Source organism: Streptomyces hesseae, from assembly GCF_031845785.1.
Lineage (GTDB): Bacteria > Actinomycetota > Actinomycetes > Streptomycetales > Streptomycetaceae > Streptomyces > Streptomyces hesseae.
In genome coordinates this window covers 67,527-85,652 of the sequence record NZ_JAVRFI010000015.1, presented here as the reverse complement: position 1 = coordinate 85,652, position 18,126 = coordinate 67,527, and the positions used below count along the sequence as shown (strand labels likewise).

General features: G+C 72.1%; 15 protein-coding genes. 5 read left to right on the top strand and 10 right to left on the bottom strand.

The features are described 5' to 3' along the window. The first annotated feature begins 121 nt into the window (after window positions 1–121). Window positions 122–676, top strand: a complete 555-nt coding sequence (locus tag RM609_RS22170) for a F0F1 ATP synthase subunit B (RefSeq protein WP_311613253.1) — start codon at window positions 122–124, stop codon at window positions 674–676. 151 nt (window positions 677–827) lie between these two features. Here RM609_RS22170 and RM609_RS22165 read toward each other — a convergent pair whose 3' ends face one another. Together RM609_RS22165 and RM609_RS22160 are read right to left on the bottom strand one after the other, a co-directional pair. Beyond that, complete coding sequence (locus tag RM609_RS22165) at window positions 828–1,139, bottom strand: chorismate mutase (RefSeq protein ID WP_311613252.1); 312 nt, start codon at window positions 1,137–1,139, stop codon at window positions 828–830. Between the two features lie 10 nt (window positions 1,140–1,149). After that, window positions 1,150–2,040, bottom strand: a complete 891-nt coding sequence (locus tag RM609_RS22160; protein WP_311613251.1) for a helix-turn-helix domain-containing protein — start codon at window positions 2,038–2,040, stop codon at window positions 1,150–1,152. A gap of 128 nt (window positions 2,041–2,168) precedes the next feature. Here RM609_RS22160 and RM609_RS22155 point away from each other — a divergent pair, with 128 nt between their 5' ends. After that, window positions 2,169–3,968 carry a glycoside hydrolase family 35 protein gene (locus RM609_RS22155; RefSeq protein ID WP_311613250.1) on the top strand — a complete coding sequence of 600 codons (1,800 nt, stop codon included), beginning with the start codon at window positions 2,169–2,171 and terminating at the stop codon, window positions 3,966–3,968. Between the two features lie 64 nt (window positions 3,969–4,032). Here the strand turns inward: RM609_RS22155 and RM609_RS22150 are convergent, their stop codons facing one another. Further along, entirely contained in the window at window positions 4,033–7,095 is a 3,063-nt protein-coding gene (locus RM609_RS22150; RefSeq protein ID WP_311613249.1) for an endo-alpha-N-acetylgalactosaminidase family protein, read from the bottom strand. A 116-nt stretch (window positions 7,096–7,211) separates the two neighbouring features. On the opposite strand from RM609_RS22150, the gene RM609_RS22145 reads away from it, so the two are divergent. Together RM609_RS22145 and RM609_RS22140 are read left to right on the top strand one after the other, a co-directional pair. Further along, window positions 7,212–7,616, top strand: a complete 405-nt coding sequence (locus RM609_RS22145) for a VOC family protein (RefSeq protein WP_311613248.1) — start codon at window positions 7,212–7,214, stop codon at window positions 7,614–7,616. Between the two features lie 129 nt (window positions 7,617–7,745). Then, window positions 7,746–8,915: a trypsin-like serine protease gene (locus tag RM609_RS22140; RefSeq protein WP_311613247.1), complete on the top strand. Its 1,170-nt coding sequence runs from the start codon at window positions 7,746–7,748 to the stop codon at window positions 8,913–8,915. A 49-nt stretch (window positions 8,916–8,964) separates the two neighbouring features. On the opposite strand, the gene RM609_RS22135 is transcribed toward RM609_RS22140, so the two are convergent. The 5 genes from RM609_RS22135 to RM609_RS22115 all read right to left on the bottom strand — a co-directional run bounded on the left by RM609_RS22135 (window position 8,965) and on the right by RM609_RS22115 (window position 13,829). After that, window positions 8,965–9,690: an MBL fold metallo-hydrolase gene (locus RM609_RS22135; protein WP_311613246.1), complete on the bottom strand. Its 726-nt coding sequence runs from the start codon at window positions 9,688–9,690 to the stop codon at window positions 8,965–8,967. Between the two features lie 82 nt (window positions 9,691–9,772). Continuing rightward, the gene (locus RM609_RS22130) at window positions 9,773–10,939 is read right to left on the bottom strand and encodes a sensor histidine kinase (RefSeq protein WP_311613245.1); all 1,167 of its coding nucleotides are present in this window, start codon (window positions 10,937–10,939) and stop codon (window positions 9,773–9,775) included. 10 nt (window positions 10,940–10,949) lie between these two features. Beyond that, complete coding sequence (locus RM609_RS22125) at window positions 10,950–11,630, bottom strand: response regulator (protein WP_311613244.1); 681 nt, start codon at window positions 11,628–11,630, stop codon at window positions 10,950–10,952. Between the two features lie 206 nt (window positions 11,631–11,836). Then, window positions 11,837–12,661 carry a hypothetical protein gene (locus tag RM609_RS22120; RefSeq protein WP_311613243.1) on the bottom strand — a complete coding sequence of 275 codons (825 nt, stop codon included), beginning with the start codon at window positions 12,659–12,661 and terminating at the stop codon, window positions 11,837–11,839. A gap of 379 nt (window positions 12,662–13,040) precedes the next feature. After that, window positions 13,041–13,829 carry a S1 family peptidase gene (locus tag RM609_RS22115; protein ID WP_311613242.1) on the bottom strand — a complete coding sequence of 263 codons (789 nt, stop codon included), beginning with the start codon at window positions 13,827–13,829 and terminating at the stop codon, window positions 13,041–13,043. Between the two features lie 238 nt (window positions 13,830–14,067). On the opposite strand from RM609_RS22115, the gene RM609_RS22110 reads away from it, so the two are divergent. Further along, window positions 14,068–14,934: a hypothetical protein gene (locus RM609_RS22110; protein ID WP_311613241.1), complete on the top strand. Its 867-nt coding sequence runs from the start codon at window positions 14,068–14,070 to the stop codon at window positions 14,932–14,934. Between the two features lie 30 nt (window positions 14,935–14,964). Here RM609_RS22110 and RM609_RS22105 read toward each other — a convergent pair whose 3' ends face one another. Together RM609_RS22105 and RM609_RS22100 are read right to left on the bottom strand one after the other, a co-directional pair. Then, window positions 14,965–16,026: a glycoside hydrolase family 113 gene (locus tag RM609_RS22105; protein ID WP_311613327.1), complete on the bottom strand. Its 1,062-nt coding sequence runs from the start codon at window positions 16,024–16,026 to the stop codon at window positions 14,965–14,967. A 38-nt stretch (window positions 16,027–16,064) separates the two neighbouring features. Beyond that, window positions 16,065–17,909, bottom strand: coding sequence for a DUF2334 domain-containing protein (locus tag RM609_RS22100; RefSeq protein WP_311613240.1), 1,845 nt, complete (start codon window positions 17,907–17,909; stop codon window positions 16,065–16,067). Window positions 17,910–18,126: the final 217 nt, after the last annotated feature.

Genomic DNA, 18,126 nt, shown 5'->3' with positions numbered 1-18,126 from the left:
GCCATGCCTTGTGGCGGGGGCGAGTTGGGGTCTTCGTCGCGCGGGCGGCCGGGCGCGTTCGGGTGGGGTTCGGCGGGGTGGGGGGCTGGGCCGGGCGGTGTCGCAAGGTAATGTGCACACCATGGCCATGACTTTCGCTCTCGACGTAGGGCCCCTGAAGCCCGAGCTCGCCCCGCTCGTTCTGGGCCTGGTGCTGTTCTTCCTCGTCTTCGCCGTGATGGCGAAGGCGATCCTTCCCCGGATCAACAAGGTCCTCGACGAGCGCGAGCAGGCCACTGACGGCCGGATGGACGAGGCCGAGGAGACGCGCGCCGAGGCGGCGCGGGTCCACGCCGAGTACCAGGAGCTGCTGGCCGAGGCCCGCCACGAGGCGGCGCGGCTGCGCCAGGAGTCCGTCGAGCAGGGCAACGCGATCATCGCCGAGCTGCGTGCCGAGGGTCAGCGTCAGCGTGAGGAGATCATCTCCGCGGGTCACGCGGTGATCGACGCCGAGCGCGCGGTGGCCGAGGCCGAGCTGCGCGACCAGGTGGGCACGCTGGCCACGGAGCTGGCGGGCCGGATCGTCGGCGAGCCGATGACGGACTTCGCCCGGCAGAGCGGCGTCGTCGACCGTTACCTGGAGGAGCTGCGTACGGCGAAGGCGTCGGACGCGGCGGCGGGCGAAGCGCGCGGCTGACGACCACCGGCAAGCCATAGGCCTTGAGGCTCCCGTACCCCTGTGAGGGGGTGCGGGAGCCTTTTGCCGTCTCCGGGCCGGGTCGTCGCCTCCGGGCCGGGTTGCCGCTCCGGGCCGGCCGTCGCCTCCGGGCCGGGGCCCGGGGCCGGGGTCAGGCGCGGGCGATGGTCTCGTGGTGGCGGATGACCTCGGCGATGATGAAGTTCAGGAACTTCTCGGCGAAGGCCGGGTCGAGCTTGGCGTTCTCGGCGAGCTCGCGCAGCCGGGCGATCTGGCGGGCCTCGCGGGAGGGATCGGCGGGCGGCATCTTGTGCTCGGCCTTGAGGTGGCCGACCTGCTGGGTGCACTTGAACCGTTCGGCGAGCATGTGGATCACCGCCGCGTCGATGTTGTCGATGCTGTCGCGGAGCCGGCTCAGCTCGGCGCGTACGGACTCGTCGATGACGTTGTTGTTGTTCTCCACAGTGACGACCCTATGCGGACGGGCGGGGTCCGATGACCGGTGGGTGCTCCGGATCGGGGACGGTGCTGCTCCAGCCGCCCGGTACGGACCTGCCCTGGCGTTCGCGGAAGCGGACGGGGGCGGTGCCCACCCTTCGGGTGAAGAGGCGGCTGAAGTAGGCGGGGTCGGTGTAGCCGACGCGGCGGGCGACGGCGGCGACGGGGAGCTCGGTGGCGGCGAGGAGTTCCTTGGCGCGGCCGAGGCGGATGCCGAGGAGGTAGTCCTTGGGGCTGCATCCGGCGCCGCGGCGGACGGCGGTGCGCAGTTCGGCGGGGGTCATGCCGTGGCGGGCGGCGTGCTGGGCGACGGACAGCGGGAGGAAGGCGTCGCGGGCGAGGGCGTGGAGGAGGGGGTCGACCTCGCCGGTGGTGTCGGCGCGGGAGCGGCGCAGGGCGACGAGGAGTTCGTGGACGGCGGCGGAGGTCTCGACTTCGAGGTGGGGGTTGCCTCGGCGGGCGGCGCGGGCGATGCGGGTGACGGCGGCGCGGGCGGCGGTGGTGTCGGTGAGGGGGAGGACGGGGCGGTCGGGGTCGATGTAGCCGAGTTCGGTGTAGGCGGTGACGGCGGTGCCGGTGAAGTCGACGAAGCTTTCGTCCCAGCCGGGGCCGGGGGCGGCGCCGTAGTGGTGGGGGACGCCGGGGAGGAGCTGGATGAGGGCGGGGGCGGTGACGGTGTGGACGTGGTGGTCGGGGGTGCGGTACCAGCCGGTGCCCGCGCTGATGACGACGGCGACGTGGTGGTCGAGGGTGCGGGGGCCGACGGTGGGGAGGGCGCCGTGCTGGAGGCCGACGCCGAGGCAGACGAGGCCGAGCCGGTGGTGGACCGGTCCCGGCGTGAAGTAGCGCATCCAGGTGTGGTACACGCGTGTCCGCCTCCACAGCCGCCGGGTGTCCAATCAGGGCTGATCTTTGTCCATGGCCCTCGCTCCCGCCAGAGGGCGAGGATGGTCGCCGTTCGCGCTGTCCGGGTGGTGTGAGGGAAGGCGGGGTCGTGCCGGGGTTCGTGGTGGGGGACGAGGATTTCGAGCTCGACGGGCGGCCGGTGCGGCTGTTGTCGGGGGCGTTGCACTACTTCCGGGTGCATGAGGGGCTGTGGGGGCATCGGCTGGGGATGTTGCGGGCGATGGGGCTGACGTGTGTGGAGACGTATGTCCCCTGGAATTGGCATGCGCCGGTCGAGGGTGGGCCGGTGGACATGGGGCCGCTGGGGCGGTTCCTGGACGCGGTGGCGGCGGCGGGGATGTTCGCGATCGTGCGGCCGGGTCCGTACATCTGCGCGGAGTGGGAGAACGGGGGGCTGCCGGCGTGGGTGACCGGGGGGCTCGGGGCGCGGGTGCGGACGCGGGACGAGGGGTTTCTGCGGGCGGTGGACGGCTGGCTGCCGCTGGTGGCGGAGCAGGTGGTGGGACGGCAGGTGGACCGGGGCGGTCCGGTGGTGCTGCTCCAGGTGGAGAACGAGTACGGGTCGTACGGCAGTGACCGGGTTTATCTGGAATGGCTCGTCCAACGGTGGAAGGCGCTGGGGGTGACGGTTCCGCTGGTGACGTCGGACGGTCCGGAGGAGCACATGCTGTCGGGCGGTTCGGTGCCGGGCGTGCCGGCGACGGTGAATTTCGGTTCGGGGGCGCGTGAGGCGTTCGGGGTGCTGCGGCGGTTCCGGCCGGGTGGTCCGTTGATGTGTATGGAGTTCTGGTGCGGCTGGTTCACGCACTGGGGCGCGGAGGAGGCCGTGCGCGGGGCACAGGACGCGGCGGGGGCGCTGCGGGAGGTCCTGGAGTGCGGGGCGTCGGTGAATGTGTACATGGCGCACGGTGGGACGAACTTCGGCGGCTGGGCGGGGGCGAACCGGGCCGGTGAGGATCATCTCGGCGCGTTGCGGCCGGTGGTCACGTCGTACGACTACGACGCGCCGGTGGACGAGTACGGGCGGGCGACGGCGAAGTTCTGGGCGTTCCGGGAGGTGCTGGCCGGGTTCCGGGACGGTGCGGCCGTCCCGGGCGGGGTGGCGGGTCCGCTGCCGGAGCCGCCGCCCGCGCCGCCGGTGCTGGGCGCTCCGGTGGTGGCGCGGCTGGAGCGGTGGGCGCCGCTGGACGGGGTCGTGGACGCGCTGGGGGGTGCGGAGAGCGAGACGGCGCTGCCCCCGTCGTTCGAGGAGCTGGGGGTGGACCGGGGGCTGGTGCGGTATCGCTTCGGGATTCCGGGGCCCCGGAAGGCGTCGCCGCTGTGGGTGATGGGGTTGCGTGATGTGGCGGTGGTGTCCGTGGACGGGGCGCGGGTCGCGGTGGTCGACGGCGCCTCGGATCCGGTGCTGATCGGTGAGGTGGCGGGGCCGGCCGTGGTGGAGCTGTGGGTGGAGTCGCTGGGCCGGGTCAATTACGGGCCGCGGCTCGGGGAGGCCAAGGGCGTCACGGGCGGGCTGCTGCACGAGCGGCAGTATGTGCACGGGGTACGGGCGCGGGGGCTGCGGCTCGCGGCGCTGGAGGAGCCCGGGGCCCTGGGGCAAGTGCCGTGGCGGGCGGGGCCGGGTGGGGGGCCGGGGCTGTATGGGGGGACGTTCCCCGTGGTGGGGGCGGGGGACGCGGTGCTGGAGGTGCCCGGCTGGGTGAGGGGGTTCGTGTGGGTGAACGGTTTCTGTCTGGGGCGTTACTGGGACCGGGGTCCGCGCCGTCCGCTGTATGTGCCGGGGCCGGTGCTGCGCGAGGGGGAGAACGAGGTGCTGGTGCTGGAGCTGGAGGGGCCGGGCGAGCCGGAGGTCCGGCTGGGCGGAGTGCCCGGCCACGACGGGGTCTGAGAGCATCCGTCCCGCTGGCCACCGGCCGATGACGGTGGCCAACGGGACGGAACCCCGTGGTTGTTTATTGCCCTACTACCTGCACGATGAAGCCATCCAGGCAGAACTCAGCAGTCCCGTTGTCCCCCACTTTCCGCAGTCCCACCCACGCCTCACCCGTATCCGGTGCCGTGAACTCGTATGAGAATGTGGCCGGTCGCTCGGCGACGGGGAGGGGCGTACGGACCAGCTCGCGCGCTCCCGGTTCGTCGACGGCCGTCACCCATGCGTACTGGCCCGCCCGCTCGTTCTCGTAGCGGAAGGACACCCGGTGACGGCGCCCCGCCGCGAAGCGCACGGTGTGGGGGACGGTGCGGTAGACCACTCCGGGGTTCTCGCCGCGCGACTTCAGCGACTGGGTGCCATCGATGACGTCGTCGACGGCCTTGCCGTTCCAGCCGCGCCGGGTGTAGGGCGCGTGCCGCTGGGCGATATGGGTGCGCGGGTCGGTGGCCCCGCCCGCGTCCCCCTTGACGAAGGGGCCCCAGCCCTGGGGCACGTTCTCGAAGTCCTCGAGGACGAGGGCGCCCCCGGCGTCGGTCCGTTGGCCGGGCACCACGCGGACGGCGTCGAACCGCACCCGCGCCCGGCCGGGTCCGGCCGTCAGCGCCAGGGTCACGGGCCCGCCGCCCTCCGGCACGGTGAACCAGGTGAACATCCGCTGGAAGCGGGTGCCGTGCTTGCTGTCGGCGGCCACGAAATTGCCGGCCGTGGAGGTGTCCGTCCAGTTCGTCGCGGTGATCCCGTCGGCGGTGCGGACGGTCAGCGCGGCCCGGCGCCGCTCCCCCGTGACGGCGCCGACCTCGACCTGGACGGACGCCGCGTAGGTGCCGGGCCGCAGCCGGGCGAGCCGCTGGCTCACGGTGGCCGCCTCCCCCGCGCCGATCACCAGCTCATGGTCGCCGAGCGCGCTGCGTTCGACGCGGGCGGGGCCGCTGACCCGCCAGGCGTCGAGGGTGCCGGAGGTGAAGGACGGGTCGCGCAGGGGGGTGCCCTCGCCCCAGCGGGGGTCGCGGCGGGCCGGGCGTCCGTCCGGGCGGGTCAGGACGTAGGGCTGGTCCGGGGCCGCCCGGAGGGTGACGCGGCCGTCCCGTACCGGCAGCCGGAGGGTGTCGGCGCGGCCCTGGTCGGTGAGGCGGTGGAGGGCGACGGTGCGCAGCCGGGACCAGGCGCGGGGCAGGGTCCAGGTGGTGGTGCCGCCGTGCGGGTTGTAGTGGTAGAGCCTGTCGGGGTCGGTGGCGCGGCGGGGCTCCCAGGGGAGGAGGTAGGTGCCGCCGCGGTAGACGACACGTCCGTCGGTGACGATCGTCCTGGTGCCGTCGGTGTCCGAGACGGAGGTCCCGGCCGGGCCGGCGAAGGTGATCTCGTGGTCGGTCCAGGTGAGGATCGGGTGTGCCTGGAGGTATTTGGCGGGGAGGTTGTCGGTCCAGATCAGGCGGTGGAAGGCCGTCCAGTCGGTCTTGCCCTGCCAGCCCTCGAAGGTGCCGAGGCGGGCGGTGCCCAGGAGGGGCCATTTGCCGGCGAAGACGTCCTTCTGGTGGTGGCGGATGAAGCGGATGAGCTTGGAGTTGACGCCGCGTGAGGTGTCGGGGCCGTAGTCGGTCTCGGCGGCCCAGTGGGACCAGAGGCTGGAGCGTTCCAGTCCGTTTCCCCATTCGGTGGTGATGCGCCAGCCCTGGGCGCGCAGTTCGCGCTGGAGGCGGTCGGAGGTCCAGCCGGATTCGCGGAAGACGTCGATGTAGAGGGTGTCGAGTGCCGGGTCGGTCTCCTCGCGCAGCCGGCGGAAGCGGCGGACGATGTCGCCGGAGAGGAGGTCGCGGCGGGGGTCGATGCGGTAGGACTGGTCGAGCCAGTCCCATTGGGGGTCGTTCCGGTCGACCAGCGTCTCGGAGAAGGCGTGGGCGACGGGGTAGGACTCGGTGGTGTTGACGTGGACGGCGAAGTCGCTGTTCCAGCGTTTTCCCGCGCGCAGCAGGGTGTTGAGGTCGGTGAGGCCGCCGGCGCGGGTGTTGTAGTTGCCGCCGTAGTCGGGGTGGGCGGAGTCGTGGCCCTCGGACTGGTAGCCCTTCAGGAGGGTGAACTGCCGTAGTCCGTCGGTGGCGAGGTGGACGCGTTTGACGTTGTCGAGGACGGCGAGGAACGGGTTGGTGGCCTGGCTGGCGAAGTTGAAGGGGATGTGGGGGACGACGCGCAGGTGCTGCTCGTCGGCGCCGAGGGGGTCGGTCATGATGTCGCGCGTGGCGATGGCCGCGTCCTGCCAGTCGGCCCGGCCGTCGCCGTTGCGGTCGCGGGTGACGACGACGTGGACGTACGGCAGGGGTTCGGTGTCGTGGGCGGGGGCGCCGGCGGCGCGGTGGGTCCACTGGCCGCAGGCGATCTGGGCCTTGGTGTAGCCGTCGCGGGCGAGGACCTGCCGGCGGAAGCGGCCGTTCTCCCAGGCGGTGGCGGCGTCGGGCCGGTCGTGGACGGTGTTCGTCTCGATGCCGCCGCCGAGTTCGCCGGTGGCGACGACGGCGTAGGCGCAGCCGGTGGGTGTGGCGTCGGGTGGTGTGGTGGGGGTGGGGCGGATGTGGGTGTCGCCGCTCTTGGCGGCGTCCAGTTGGAGGCGGGCGGCGAGGAGTTCCGCGCCGGGCTGGGTGCTGCGGACGGAGAGGAAGGCGAGGCCGGGGACGCGCAGGGTGCCGACGGGGAGTGAGGGGGTCTCGGTGATCCGGGTGACGCGCCAGTCCACGCGGGAGCCGTGGACGTGGATCTCGACGTCGATCCGGGTGCCGGCGGGGAGGGTGAGGGTGTACGTGGCGCGGTCGGCGGTGAGGGAGACGGTGACGTCCGGGGTGTGCTCGGTCTCGTCGACGAGCAGGGTCGTGACGGGGTCCTCCTGGCCGTGGAGGACGGCGCCGGTGGTGCGGTCGGTGTAGGAGATGATCCGGGGGAAGGCCGTGTCGACGTGTACGTCCAGGGTCTCGGAGCGCAGGAGTGCCTCGGCGCCTTGTGCCGTGGCGCGGGCCGGGAGGGCCCCGGCGCCCGCGAGGGCGGCCGCGGTGACGACGACGGCGCGACGGCTGGGGCCGGTGGCTTCTACGGTCACGCCGTCACTGTGTGACGGCAGGGGCGAAGGTGACCATGGACAAAGCCTGTTGTCGTCTTGGACTAACGACGCCGCGCGTGGAAATGGGTGCGGGCGCGGCGCGGCATGATGGCCTCATGATCGCGAAATTGCAGTGTGTCGTCGTCGACTGTCCCGATCCGCTCGCCCTGGCGCGCTTCTACTCCGCCGTGCTCGGCTGGCGGGTGGACGCCGACGACAGCGACCCCGGCTGGGTGTGGCTGACCGATCCGGGCACGCGGCAGCGGATCGCCTTCCAGCGGGTGGAGGGGGAGTACGTCCCGCCCCGTTGGCCGGATCCCGCTCATCCGCAGCAGATGCACCTGGACTTCGACGTCGACACCCGTGAGGACGTGGAGCGTGCCCAGCGGGAGGTCGTCGCGCTCGGTGCGACGTTCCTGCACGACAGTGGCGGCCGGGAGCGCGGGTTCCTGGTGTTCACCGATCCGGCCGGGCACCCCTTCTGCCTCTGCTACGGACAGCAGGGGGCGGTGCCGTCCTGAGGCATCAGGAATGCGCCATATCACTTGTTTCCCAGGACTGGCCGACCTTGATCCACTTCTGGGATCATCGTCCTGGCCGTCCGGACCGTGCCAGCTTCTCCCTCATCCGTACCACTAAGGACCTCGATGATGTCTGGCAGACGTCCGCGTGCCGCATGGCTCACGGCTCTTCTTCCCGCCGCCCTCGCCGCCGGCCTGCTCACCTCGGCGCCGGCGCACGCCGTCGTCGGCGACCCGGCCGCCGACGGCGCCTACGCCTTCACCGCGAAGGTGGACATCGGCGACGGCAAGCGGAGCTGCTCGGGCGCGCTGGTGGACCAGCGCTGGGTGATGACCGCGGCGGGCTGCTTCGCCGACGGCACCACCAAGCCCACCGCCGGGGCGCCGAAGCTGAAGACCACGGTGACGGTCGGCCGTACCGACCTGGGCACCGACAAGGGCCGCACAGTGGCGGTCACGGAACTGCTCACCCGTGACGACCGTGACGTCGTCCTGGCCAAGCTGGCCGAGCCCGTCACCGATGTCGCCCCGGTCGCCATCGGCACGGCCGCGCCCGGCCAGGGCGAGGTGCTGCGCGTCGCCGGCTACGGCCGGACGAAGGACGAGTGGGCGCCCTCCCGGCTGCACTCGGCCACCTTCACCGTGGCGTCGGTCCAGGGCACCACGACCGGCCTCGTCGCCAAGGCCCCGGCCGACGCGAGCGTCTGCAAGGGCGACAGCGGCGGCCCGGCGTTCCGGGAGAAGGACGGCCGCGCCGAGCTGACGGCCATCACCACCGCCTCCTGGCAGACCGGTTGCCTCGGCTCCACCGAGACCCGCAAGGGCGTCACCGGGACCCGTGTGGACGACCTCGGCCCGTGGGTCCAGCAGGCCCGGCTGAAGACCGCGTCCTTGATGAACGACTTCAGCAAGCGCTGCCTGGTGGTTTCCTGGCGGACGCCGGACAACGGCGGCCCGGCGACGCAGTACGACTGCAACCCCGCCTACGCCGACCAGGTGTGGGAGCTGGAGTCTGTCGCGACCGGCGGCTACCAGATCCGCAACTCCCTCAGCAAGCGCTGCCTCGTCGTCTACGCCAACGGCCAGGACAACGGCTCCCCCGCCGCCCAGCACGACTGCAACCCCGCCTGGGCCGACCAGGTGTGGGACCTCGTGCCGGTCGCTACGGGCGGCTACCAGATCCGCAACACCCACAGCAAGCGGTGCCTCGTCGTCTTCTCCCGGGACAGCGAGAACGGCTCGCCCGCCGCTCAGTACGACTGCAACCCGGCCTGGGCCGACCAGGTCTGGAAGATCTGAGCCCCAGGGCTCGGTGAGTGCGGGGGCGCCGGTGGCGCCCCCCGCTTCCTTATGCCGTCAGCCGGTCGGCCACGGCCTTCAGGGCCTCCCCCGCCCCGCCCACGATCGGCGTGCCATGACCGAAACAGGCCGTTTGAACTCCCAGCGTCGACTGACGGCGGAAGGAGGCGACGGCCCTCGGCCTGTCGGTGTTGAAGACGCCCATCATCAGCTCGCCCACGTTGGCGATGGTGTCACCCGTGAACAGCACCCCGGACCGGGTCAGGTGCAGGGCCGTGCTGCCTTCCGTGTGCCCCGGCACCGGTACGACCCGGACCTCCTCGCCCCACTCCAGGACGTCCCCCTCCCCCAGCTCCCGGTCCACCCGGCACGGCCGCACCGGCGGCACGTCCACGAGGCCCGCCTGCACGGACTCGAACAGCGGGACCTCCCAGTCCTCCAGCACCGGCGGCGGCCCCGGCACCGTGCCCCGGATCACGGCCGCGTCCCCCGCGCCCGCCAGCACCCTCGCCCCCGTGGCCTCGGCCAGATCGGCCGCCGAGCCCACGTGGTCCACGTGGAAGTGGGTCAGCACGATCTCCCGGACGTCCCCCGGGCGGGCACCCAGCTTCGCCAGCTCGTCCAGGATCCGCTCCGCGTGCCCCGGCAGCCCCGTGTCCACCAGCGCCCAGCCCTCCGCGCCCGGCAGGCGCACCGCGTACGACTGGCCCACCGCGAACGTCATCATCCATACGTTGGGCGTCACTTGAGAGGTTTCGATCGTCGTCTCCGTCATACGGTCACGCTAGGCGCGCGTCACGTGAAGATCCCAGGCTTTGCGCCGTCGGCGGATTGAGCCCCCGGCGAACGCATGAACGTCAGGCGGGCTCGCCCCGGGCCGCCCGGTCCACCGGGAACAGCGCGGTCACCTGCCAGCCGCCCTCCGGGGCCGGCCCGGCCCGCAGCGAGCCGCCCATCGCCTTGGCGCGCTCGGTCAGCCCGACGAGCCCGAAGCCGCCGCCCCGGGCCTTCTCCGCCAGCTGGGCGCCCCGCTTGCCGTCGTCCGCGATGCGCAGTTCGACGCCCGAGGGGACGCCGCGCACCCCGATCCGTACGGCCGTGGCGTCGGCGGCGTGCTTGCGGATGTTGGTGAGCGACTCGCGGACGACGCGATGGACGCCCGCCGCGACCTCGCCCGGGATCCAGTTCTCCATGCCCCGCTCGATGTACAGGGCGACGGGCGGGCCGGTACGGGCGAACTCCTCGGTCAGGGCGCGGACCTCCGGCAGCCCGGCGACGGGCTCGGTCTCGGCCTCCCCCTCGCGCAGCACGCCGACCAGGCGGCGCATGGCGCCCAGCGCCTCGCTCGCCGATGTCTCGATGCGCTGGAAGGCGCCGGCCGCCGCGGGGCCCTCCAGGGCCGTGAAGCGGGCGGCCTGCGCCTGCACCGCGATGCCCGTGATGTGGTGGGCGACGAGGTCGTGGAGTTCCCGGGCGAGTTCCAGCCGTTCGGCGGTGCGGACGGCGGCCAGGTCGCGGACGCGCTGGCGGGCGTGGCCGCGCAGCAGCAGGGAGTAGGTGCCGACGACCACCAGCAGCATGGAGAAGAGCGCGGTGAACCACTGGGGGTTGAGGTCGCGCATGGGCGCGGCGACGATCGCCACGGCGAGCAGCGGTCCGAGGACGCCCGCGGCGCGGTTGGAGGCGCGGCTGACGACGACGGTGAACAGCACGAGCAGGGCGACGTCCTCGCCCATGCCCCAGACGATCCGGGGATGCTGTCCGATCATCAGGACGGCGGAGGCGACGAGGGAGATGCCGGTCGCGATGCTCGCGCGCACGGTCAGCGGGATCCAGCTGTAGGGGACGGCGCACAGGCAGACGAGGACGCCGGAGGCGAGGACGATGGCGTGCGGCCGGCTCGGCTGGCGGGCCAGCGCGATGCCCTCCAGGCCGACGAGACAGAGCAGGACCGCCCCCAGGACGGCCTTGGCGACTGTGGCCCGCCGGGGGTACCGGACGGCCCATCCGGCCCATCTGCTCATGTGCCGCCGCTCATGTGCCGCCCGTGGCCAGCCCGCTCTCCCAGGCCCAGGCGGCGATCTCGACGCGGTTCCGGGCGTCGAGCTTGAGCTGCACATTGGCCAGGTGGGTCTTGACCGTGGACAGGGAGACGAAGAGTTCGGCGGCGATCTCGGCGTTGGTGGCGCCGCGGGCGAGGCAGCGCACGACGTCGGCCTCGCGGTCGGTGAGGGGTTCGGTGGGCCGCCGGGCGGCCGGCGCGCTCGTGCTCGCGGGGGCCATGTCGCGCAGCAGCCGGACGGTGATCGCGGGGGAGATCAGGGAGTCGCCGACGGCGGCGGCGTGGACGGCCTCGACGAGCATGGCGGGGCTGGCGTCCTTCAGCAGGAAGCCGGAGGCGCCGTTGCGCAGCGCGGTGTGGACGTATTCGTCGAGGTCGAAGGTGGTGACGATGACGATGCGGGGGCGCTGTGCCCGGTCGGGGTGGGCGGCGGCGTGGGCGGACAGCCGGCGGGTGACCTCCAGGCCGTCCACCTTGGGCATGCGGATGTCGAGGAGGAGGACGTCGGGGTCGTGCTCCTCGACGGCGGCCAGGGCGGCCTCGCCGTCGACGACATCGGCGACGACGTCGATGTCGGGCTGGCTCTCCAGGATCATCCGGAACCCCGTGCGGACCATCTCCTGGTCGTCCGCGATGACCACGCTGACCGCCATACTGTGCCCTCGCTCCTCGGAAGCCTTGATCGGCGACCTTGATCGGAAACCTTGAAGAAGAAGCCATGGCTCGGCCGCCATGGTGGGGTGCCGCTCGGAGAGCCATGGCCACGCTGCCGGGTCCCTCCATGTCACCGGGGGCGCGGGGGTGCCGCAACCGCAGCTCCCCCGGCCCCCCGGCCGTGCCCCCCTCTACGGAGGTCCGGTCAGTCGGCGCTCCGCCCGTTGCGGCGCAGCGCGACGCGGACGCCGTAGGCGCCGCCGGCGGCCAGCAGGGCGATACCGCCGACGATGACGGGGGTGCCGACCTCTCCGGCGTCATGGCTGGCCTTGATCACCTGGCCGGCCTCGACCACGCGCTTGACGGGGTTGCCGGAGGTGTCGTGGGGCGGCTTGGCGTGTCCCCGGTCCTTGACCTGGACGTCCTGGGAGGCCTTGGCCCGGGCGTCGCCGGGGTGCGCGGCGTGCGTGGTGTGCCCGGCGGCGGGGGCCTTGCGGTAGTCCTTGATCGTGTCGCCGGTGGCGGCGAGGCGGTCGAGGTCGGTGCCGTCGAGGGTGTGGCGCAGGGAGCCGGAGGCGAAGTCGTAGTAGTTCGGCAGCCGGCTGCCGTCGAGCTGGGCGCGCAGGGTGGGGTGGGTGGTGTCGGCGCCGAGGATCCGCAGGTGGAGCCGGTCGAGCTCGGCCGAGGGGCGGCTCGCGTCGATGGTGTGGCGCGCTCCGCCGTGGGTGACGGTGACGGTGGCCGGTCCGTTGCCGGAGGTCAGCCGGGCCCGGCTGCCGTCGGGGAGGAGCACCTGCCGGACGGTGGTGCCGGGACGGCCCGGGCGGGTGTCGTGGTCGGCGCGGCCGGGCGTACCGGTCGCGCCGTCCGCCGGTACGGCCGCCACGGCGGGGGCGGTGTCGGCGGGCTTGCCCACGATGATGACGCCGGTGTCCCGGTCCGCCGCGACGGCGGTCGCCGCCGGGTACGCCACGGCCGCGACGGCGGCGGCGAGGACGGTGGCGGCGGCGAGGCGGGACTTGACGGACACGGGGTGCCTTTCCATGGCGGGCGGCTCGGTCGGCCGCCGGTCCTCGGCAGCCGCGTCCTTTACGTTACGGACGTTTATCCGCCCCACACCTCGACTGTCCGACCATTCTCGTCTCGGCCGAAAGGATGACGGGGCCCCTCCCGCGTCATACCAAAGTGCGGCTCGGCGGGGTCGGGGGCGTGCCGCCGGAACCCGCGCCGGCGCTGGTCCGTCCGGGTGCGGACGGCCGTGCGTACGGGTGAGGACCACGCGGCACCGGCCGGGTCGGACGGTCGGGGCGCGGGTCGCGTGGTACAGGCCGGACGCGCGGTGCGGGCCGGGCGGGTCGGGTCTCCGGTCCGGGCGGATCGCCGGTCCGGTCGCCGGTCTGGTCGCCGGTTCAGCCGCCGAGGCTCGTGGCGGCGGAGGCGATGTCCGGGGCGAAGGTGCTCACCTCGGTGTAGACGCCGGGGTAGCCGGGGCGGGCGCAGCCGTTGCCCCAGCTGACGATGCCGACCTGGATCCAGGCGCCGCCGTCGTCCTTGCGGAACATGGGGCCGCCGGAGTCGCCCTGGCAGGTGTCCACGCCGCCGGTGTCCATGAGGCCGGCGCAGATCTCCTCGCCGGGGGTGAGGCTGTCGCCGTAGGCGCCCTGGCAGGTGGCGTCGTCGACGTAGGGCACGTCGGCCTTGAGCAGGTAGCGCTGCTGGCTGCCGCCCTCGCGGTCGGCGCCCCAGCCGGCGACGGTGAAGGTGCCCTGGTTGTAGGCGGTGGTGTTGGCGATCTTGAGGGTGGGCAGGTCGATGGGTTTGGCGAGCTTGATCAGTGCCCAGTCCTTGCCCTTGCCGTTGTAGCCGGGGGCCTGGAGGACCTGGGTGGACTTGACCTTGACGGCCTGCGCGGAGTTGAGGTCGACCACGCCGGCGGTGGCGGTGATGGAGGTGTCGGCGCCGCTGCCGTTCACGCAGTGGGCCGCGGTGAGGACGATCTGCCGGGTGTAGAGGGCTCCGCCGCAGCCCATGGACAGCCGCACCATCCACGGGAACTCGCCCTGCGCGGCGCGGACGCCGCCGACGACACCGGGGCCGGGGTCCGCCGCCTGGGCGGTGCCGGGCTGGAGGCTGAGCGCGGCGAGGGCGACCGCGCCGGCGGCCGTGCATCTCCTGAGCGCTTTGAGGTGGTTGCGCAACGCTCTTCCTTTCGTGGGAGGTTGTGCGCATCGCGCCGATGAGCGGGCCGGGGGGCGGTGGGGTGCCGGGCCCACGGGGTCCGGGCGGCCCTCCATGGCCTTGTTGGGCTCATGACAATGCGTGTTGTGATTATCGGGCCGGGGGACGGCTGCGACCTAGCCGCCTTTTCGGACAGTCGAGGCCCCGGTTCCGCCCCTACAGTGGAAGGGCAGCGCCAACCTCAGGGGGTGGTCACGCGTGGGCTCGGACGGCATCGAGATCCAGCACGGATTCCCGCACGCCGAGACCGTACGGTCGGCGATCACGGCGCTCTACCGGCGGCTCTCCTACGACGGCGTGCACGCCTTCGCCGCCAGCGTGCTCCCGGTGGACGTGGCCTTCTCCGACGACGAGGACCCCTACCTCGGGGTGCAGCGCGTCGCCCGCGAGATGGTGCGGCACCTGCGGCTGCCGGACGCCCGGATGATCGTCAGCTTCCGCGACATGCGGCACGCCGGGAACGTCGAGCTCGCGGCCGGGCCGGAGTACTTCATCGAGCTCAACTCCCGCTTCAAGGAGCACCGCAGGGACGTCGGCGCCGCCCTCTCCCACGAGGTCATGCACGTCTATCTGCACCGGCTCGGGCTCGAGTTCCCCGGCACCCGGGACAACGAGATCCTCACGGACACGGCCGCCGCGTATCTGGGGGCGGGGTGGCTGCTGCTGGACGCGTACCGGGAGTCGTCGGCCGCCACGCAGAAGCTCGGGTACCTCACGCCGGAGGAGTTCGGGTACGTACTGGCGAAGCGGGCCCTGCTCTTCGGGGAGGACCCGTCGCCGTGGTTCACCAGCCCGCAGGCGTATGAGGCGTACACCCGCGGGCGGGATCGGGCGCGCCGCGACGAGCGGCGGCCGCCGCTGGCGGGGGCGGGACGGCTGGGACGCCACCGGTACGCGCGGGACCGGCGGACCGGCGCGGCGTCGGCGGAGGCGGGGTACGCCTTCGAGGACGCCGGGGTCGTCTTTCCGTGTCCCACGTGCTGTCAGCGCATTCGCGTGCCGGTGCGGGGGCGCGTACGGGCGCGGTGCGCGTTGTGCCGGACGGAGTTGGAGTGCGACACGTAGGTTTGCGGGGGCTGCGCCCCCGGACCCCCGCTATTGCTTACCCCACCACTTCCGCAGAACCTTCTCCGCCGGCTTTCCGTGCGGCGTGTACGCCAACCGCTTCGCCGTCTCGCCGCTGTCGGGCCAGTCGTCCCACATCCACCAGCACACGCCCGCCCACCAGGGCTTGCCGTCGAAGGCCGCGAACAGGGCCTCGTAGGCGGCGGCCTGTTCGGCGTCGCCGTCGCGCTTGCTGACGGTCCAGGAGTACGGAGCCGTGGTCGTGCCGCGCTGGCTGACGTAGCCCGCCTCGGTGAAGAGGATCTTCCGGTGCTGCCGGGCCGAGAAGGCGGCGAGCTCGTCCACGATGGGCCGCCAGCCCTCCCGCAGCCGGGCCGGGTCCGCGGTGGCCTTGTCGGCCAGCGGCCAGTAGGCGTCGATGCCGATGACGTCGAGGTCCTTCCAGAAGGGGATCTTCTGGTACTCGTCGTAGTTGGCGGCGTACGTCAGCGGGCCCTTGTAGTGCTCACGGATCGCGGCGACGGTCCTTCCCCAGCGCTCGCCGTCCCGCGAGGTGCCCGCGAGCTCGGTGCCGACGGAGAACTGCTCGACGCCCGCCTCGGCGGCCAGTTGGGCGTAGTGGGTGATGAAGCGTCCGTACGCCGCGAACCAGGCGTCCCGGTCCTTGGGCTTGATCTCGGCGCGGTCGCCGCCCTTGGTCAGGTCCACATGGGGCTTGATCATCGTCTTCAGCCCCGAGTCATGGGCGAGTTTGACGATGTGCCGCAGGCTGTCGTCACTCGCCGTCTCGCCCGTGGTGCGCATGGCCGAGTCGGTGACGCGGTCCTGGTACCAGGTGGGGGTGAAGGTCACCCACCGGGCGCCGGTGGCGGCGATCTGCCGAAGATACGTTTCGGCCTTGGGACTGGCGTAGTCGTCGGTGTTCCACGAGGGGAGCGTCATGCCCCGCAACCCGCTCACCTTCCTGTCGTCGGGCCGGCCGTTCCGGTCGCTCGTGGACGGGCCGGGGGTGGGGTCCTCGCCGCCGGACGACGAGCATCCGGCGACGAGGAGGACGGCCACCGTCGCCAGGGCGGCGGCCGTCCTCCTCATCACGTTCACTTAGGTCAGGCTCCTGTTCACCGAGCTGTTCACTGAGCGAGAGCCGTCGGGCCCACGAAGGTGTAGCCCAGGGCCTTGATGCCCTCGATCGTCTGCTTCAGCGGGTCCACGGCGTAGTAGGGGTGGTAGAAGAAGCTGGCCACTCCGTCCCGGACCGCCAGATTGGCCTTGGCGGAGGCGATCAGGTCGGCGGGGAGCCGTGCCGGGTGGTTGTTGTAGGGCACGGGCTCATAGTTCCCGATGTTCTCGGGGAGCACGGTCGTACCGTAGACGTCCTTGACCGAGTACGGGAAGAACTGGCCGATGTAGCGTGCGGGGTTCACCGTTCCGCCGCTCAGCGTTCCGGCGAAGTACAGCGAACGCTCCAGCCGTGCCGTGTAGTTCTGGCCGAAAACCTTGTAGTCGGCGGCCGAGGCGGCGTAGTGCGGGGTCGTCCACAGGGTGGGCTTGGGCAGGCCGGCCGCGGTGAAACCGGCGAGGGCCGAGGTGACCCGGCTCTGGGCCCAGACCGTGCTGTCCTCGGCGGGCGGCCCGTCGTAGATCACGTTGTCGCTCGCGTCGACGTGGGCGCGGAAGAACTCGAAGTCGTCGCCCGTGACGCCGGTGTAGGGGTTGTTGATGTTGCTGTACTGGTGGGTGTAGCCGTGATCCATCAGGACCGCGCCGTGCTGGAGCATGTACTTGAGCGCGGAGACGACCTGCGGGGCCTGGGCCAGGGTGATCGTCTCGGCCTTGCCGCTGTTGTAGACGCCCTTGGGGTCGGTGTAGACGGGGATGACGTTGATCCCGTAGGGGATGTTCTGCGAGGCCAGGTAGTCGGCCATCGCCCGCAGCTCCGTCGGGTCGGACTTGGGGCTGATGTCCTCCAGCCGGACGAACGCCCGGTGGCGATCGGCGGTCGCCGGGGCGAGCGCGTCGAAGAGGAGGTCCTCGAAGACGATCACGCGGTCCGACTCGGAGACGTAGGCGAAGGGGATCTCGCCCAGGTAGGTGAGGTTGGCCGAGCGGATCGCCCAGGGGCTGGTGGCCCCGCTGTTGGCGTCCGTGGCCGTGGCGAGGGTGGTGACCTGCGGGTAGGCACCGCCGGAGATGGCCGGGTGGAGCACACCGCCGTCGTAGCCCGTGGGGATCTTCCGGGTCAGCGTCTGGTTCTTGTACGCGACCTGGGTGATGTTGCCGACGCCACTGCCGTTGTCGAAGTAGGAGTTGGTCGGGTCCCAGCCGTACTTCTGCTTGAAGGTCTCGATGCCCACGGCGTTCGCCATGTTCCAGATGTTGTCGCCGATCCAGTCGATGGGCTTACTGGTCTTCAGCGCGTCCTGGTAGAAGGCGGCCGGAATGGCGTCCGGGATCGTCCCGCCGTAGTACGTCGAGCCCACGTAGATCGTGGCGGTGTACTGCTCCACCATGCCCGCCGTGTAGGCGGAGACGGGCTTGGAGGTGACGGTGCCGAAGTGGCCCGAGAGATTGGCGATCGCCATCGCGTAGAGCTCGCCGAGGTAGCCGTAGGGCCCCGTGTTGTCGTACAGGACGAGGGCCGAGGGGCCGGTCGAGGCGGCGAGGGTCTGGAAGGCGGCGGACTTGACGGTCGCCGGCGCCTTGGCCGGGGTGATGGTGAGGGTGTGCGCGCGGCGCTTGCGGTCGTTCGCCAGCCGGGCGGCGACCCACGCCTTGAGGTCATTGGTGCTGGCCGCCGACAGCGAGGCCTTGTCGACCCCCTTGAGGCCGTAGGAGGGGCGGGGCTTCCAGCCACCGCCGCCGCCTATCGCGGCCTCGGCACCCGTCGAAAGAGCGAAGCCGCCCAGCAGGGCGGCTATGACGGACAGGATGAGTGAGACCCGGGAAAGTCGCGCTCTTCCCCGCTTGTTTTTCATTTTCGTTCCCCCCTGATTGGCCGGCCTTTGCCGGCTATTGGCCGGCCCTTCACCCGGGACGCCGTGCGATGACAGCGCGGACCGCCGATGTGAAGCCCCGACAGTTGGCTGATTCTTGTGGCCCGTTAGAGGAGTGTCAATAGCGAACGATGGTCCGTACCGTGCAATTCCTAACAACCCAATTGGTGCAGACCTTCAACCCCACCAGTCACATGCG

Coding starts and splice junctions, on each gene's coding strand:
- RM609_RS22170 (WP_311613253.1), top strand. CDS start 122: ATGGCCATGACTTTCGCTCTCGACGTAGGGCCCCTGAAGCCCGAGCTC.
- RM609_RS22145 (WP_311613248.1), top strand. CDS start 7,212: ATGATCGCGAAATTGCAGTGTGTCGTCGTCGACTGTCCCGATCCGCTC.
- RM609_RS22140 (WP_311613247.1), top strand. CDS start 7,746: ATGTCTGGCAGACGTCCGCGTGCCGCATGGCTCACGGCTCTTCTTCCC.
- RM609_RS22135 (WP_311613246.1), bottom strand. CDS start 9,690: ATGACGGAGACGACGATCGAAACCTCTCAAGTGACGCCCAACGTATGG.
- RM609_RS22130 (WP_311613245.1), bottom strand. CDS start 10,939: ATGAGCAGATGGGCCGGATGGGCCGTCCGGTACCCCCGGCGGGCCACA.
- RM609_RS22125 (WP_311613244.1), bottom strand. CDS start 11,630: ATGGCGGTCAGCGTGGTCATCGCGGACGACCAGGAGATGGTCCGCACG.
- RM609_RS22105 (WP_311613327.1), bottom strand. CDS start 16,026: ATGAGGAGGACGGCCGCCGCCCTGGCGACGGTGGCCGTCCTCCTCGTC.
- RM609_RS22100 (WP_311613240.1), bottom strand. CDS start 17,909: ATGAAAAACAAGCGGGGAAGAGCGCGACTTTCCCGGGTCTCACTCATC.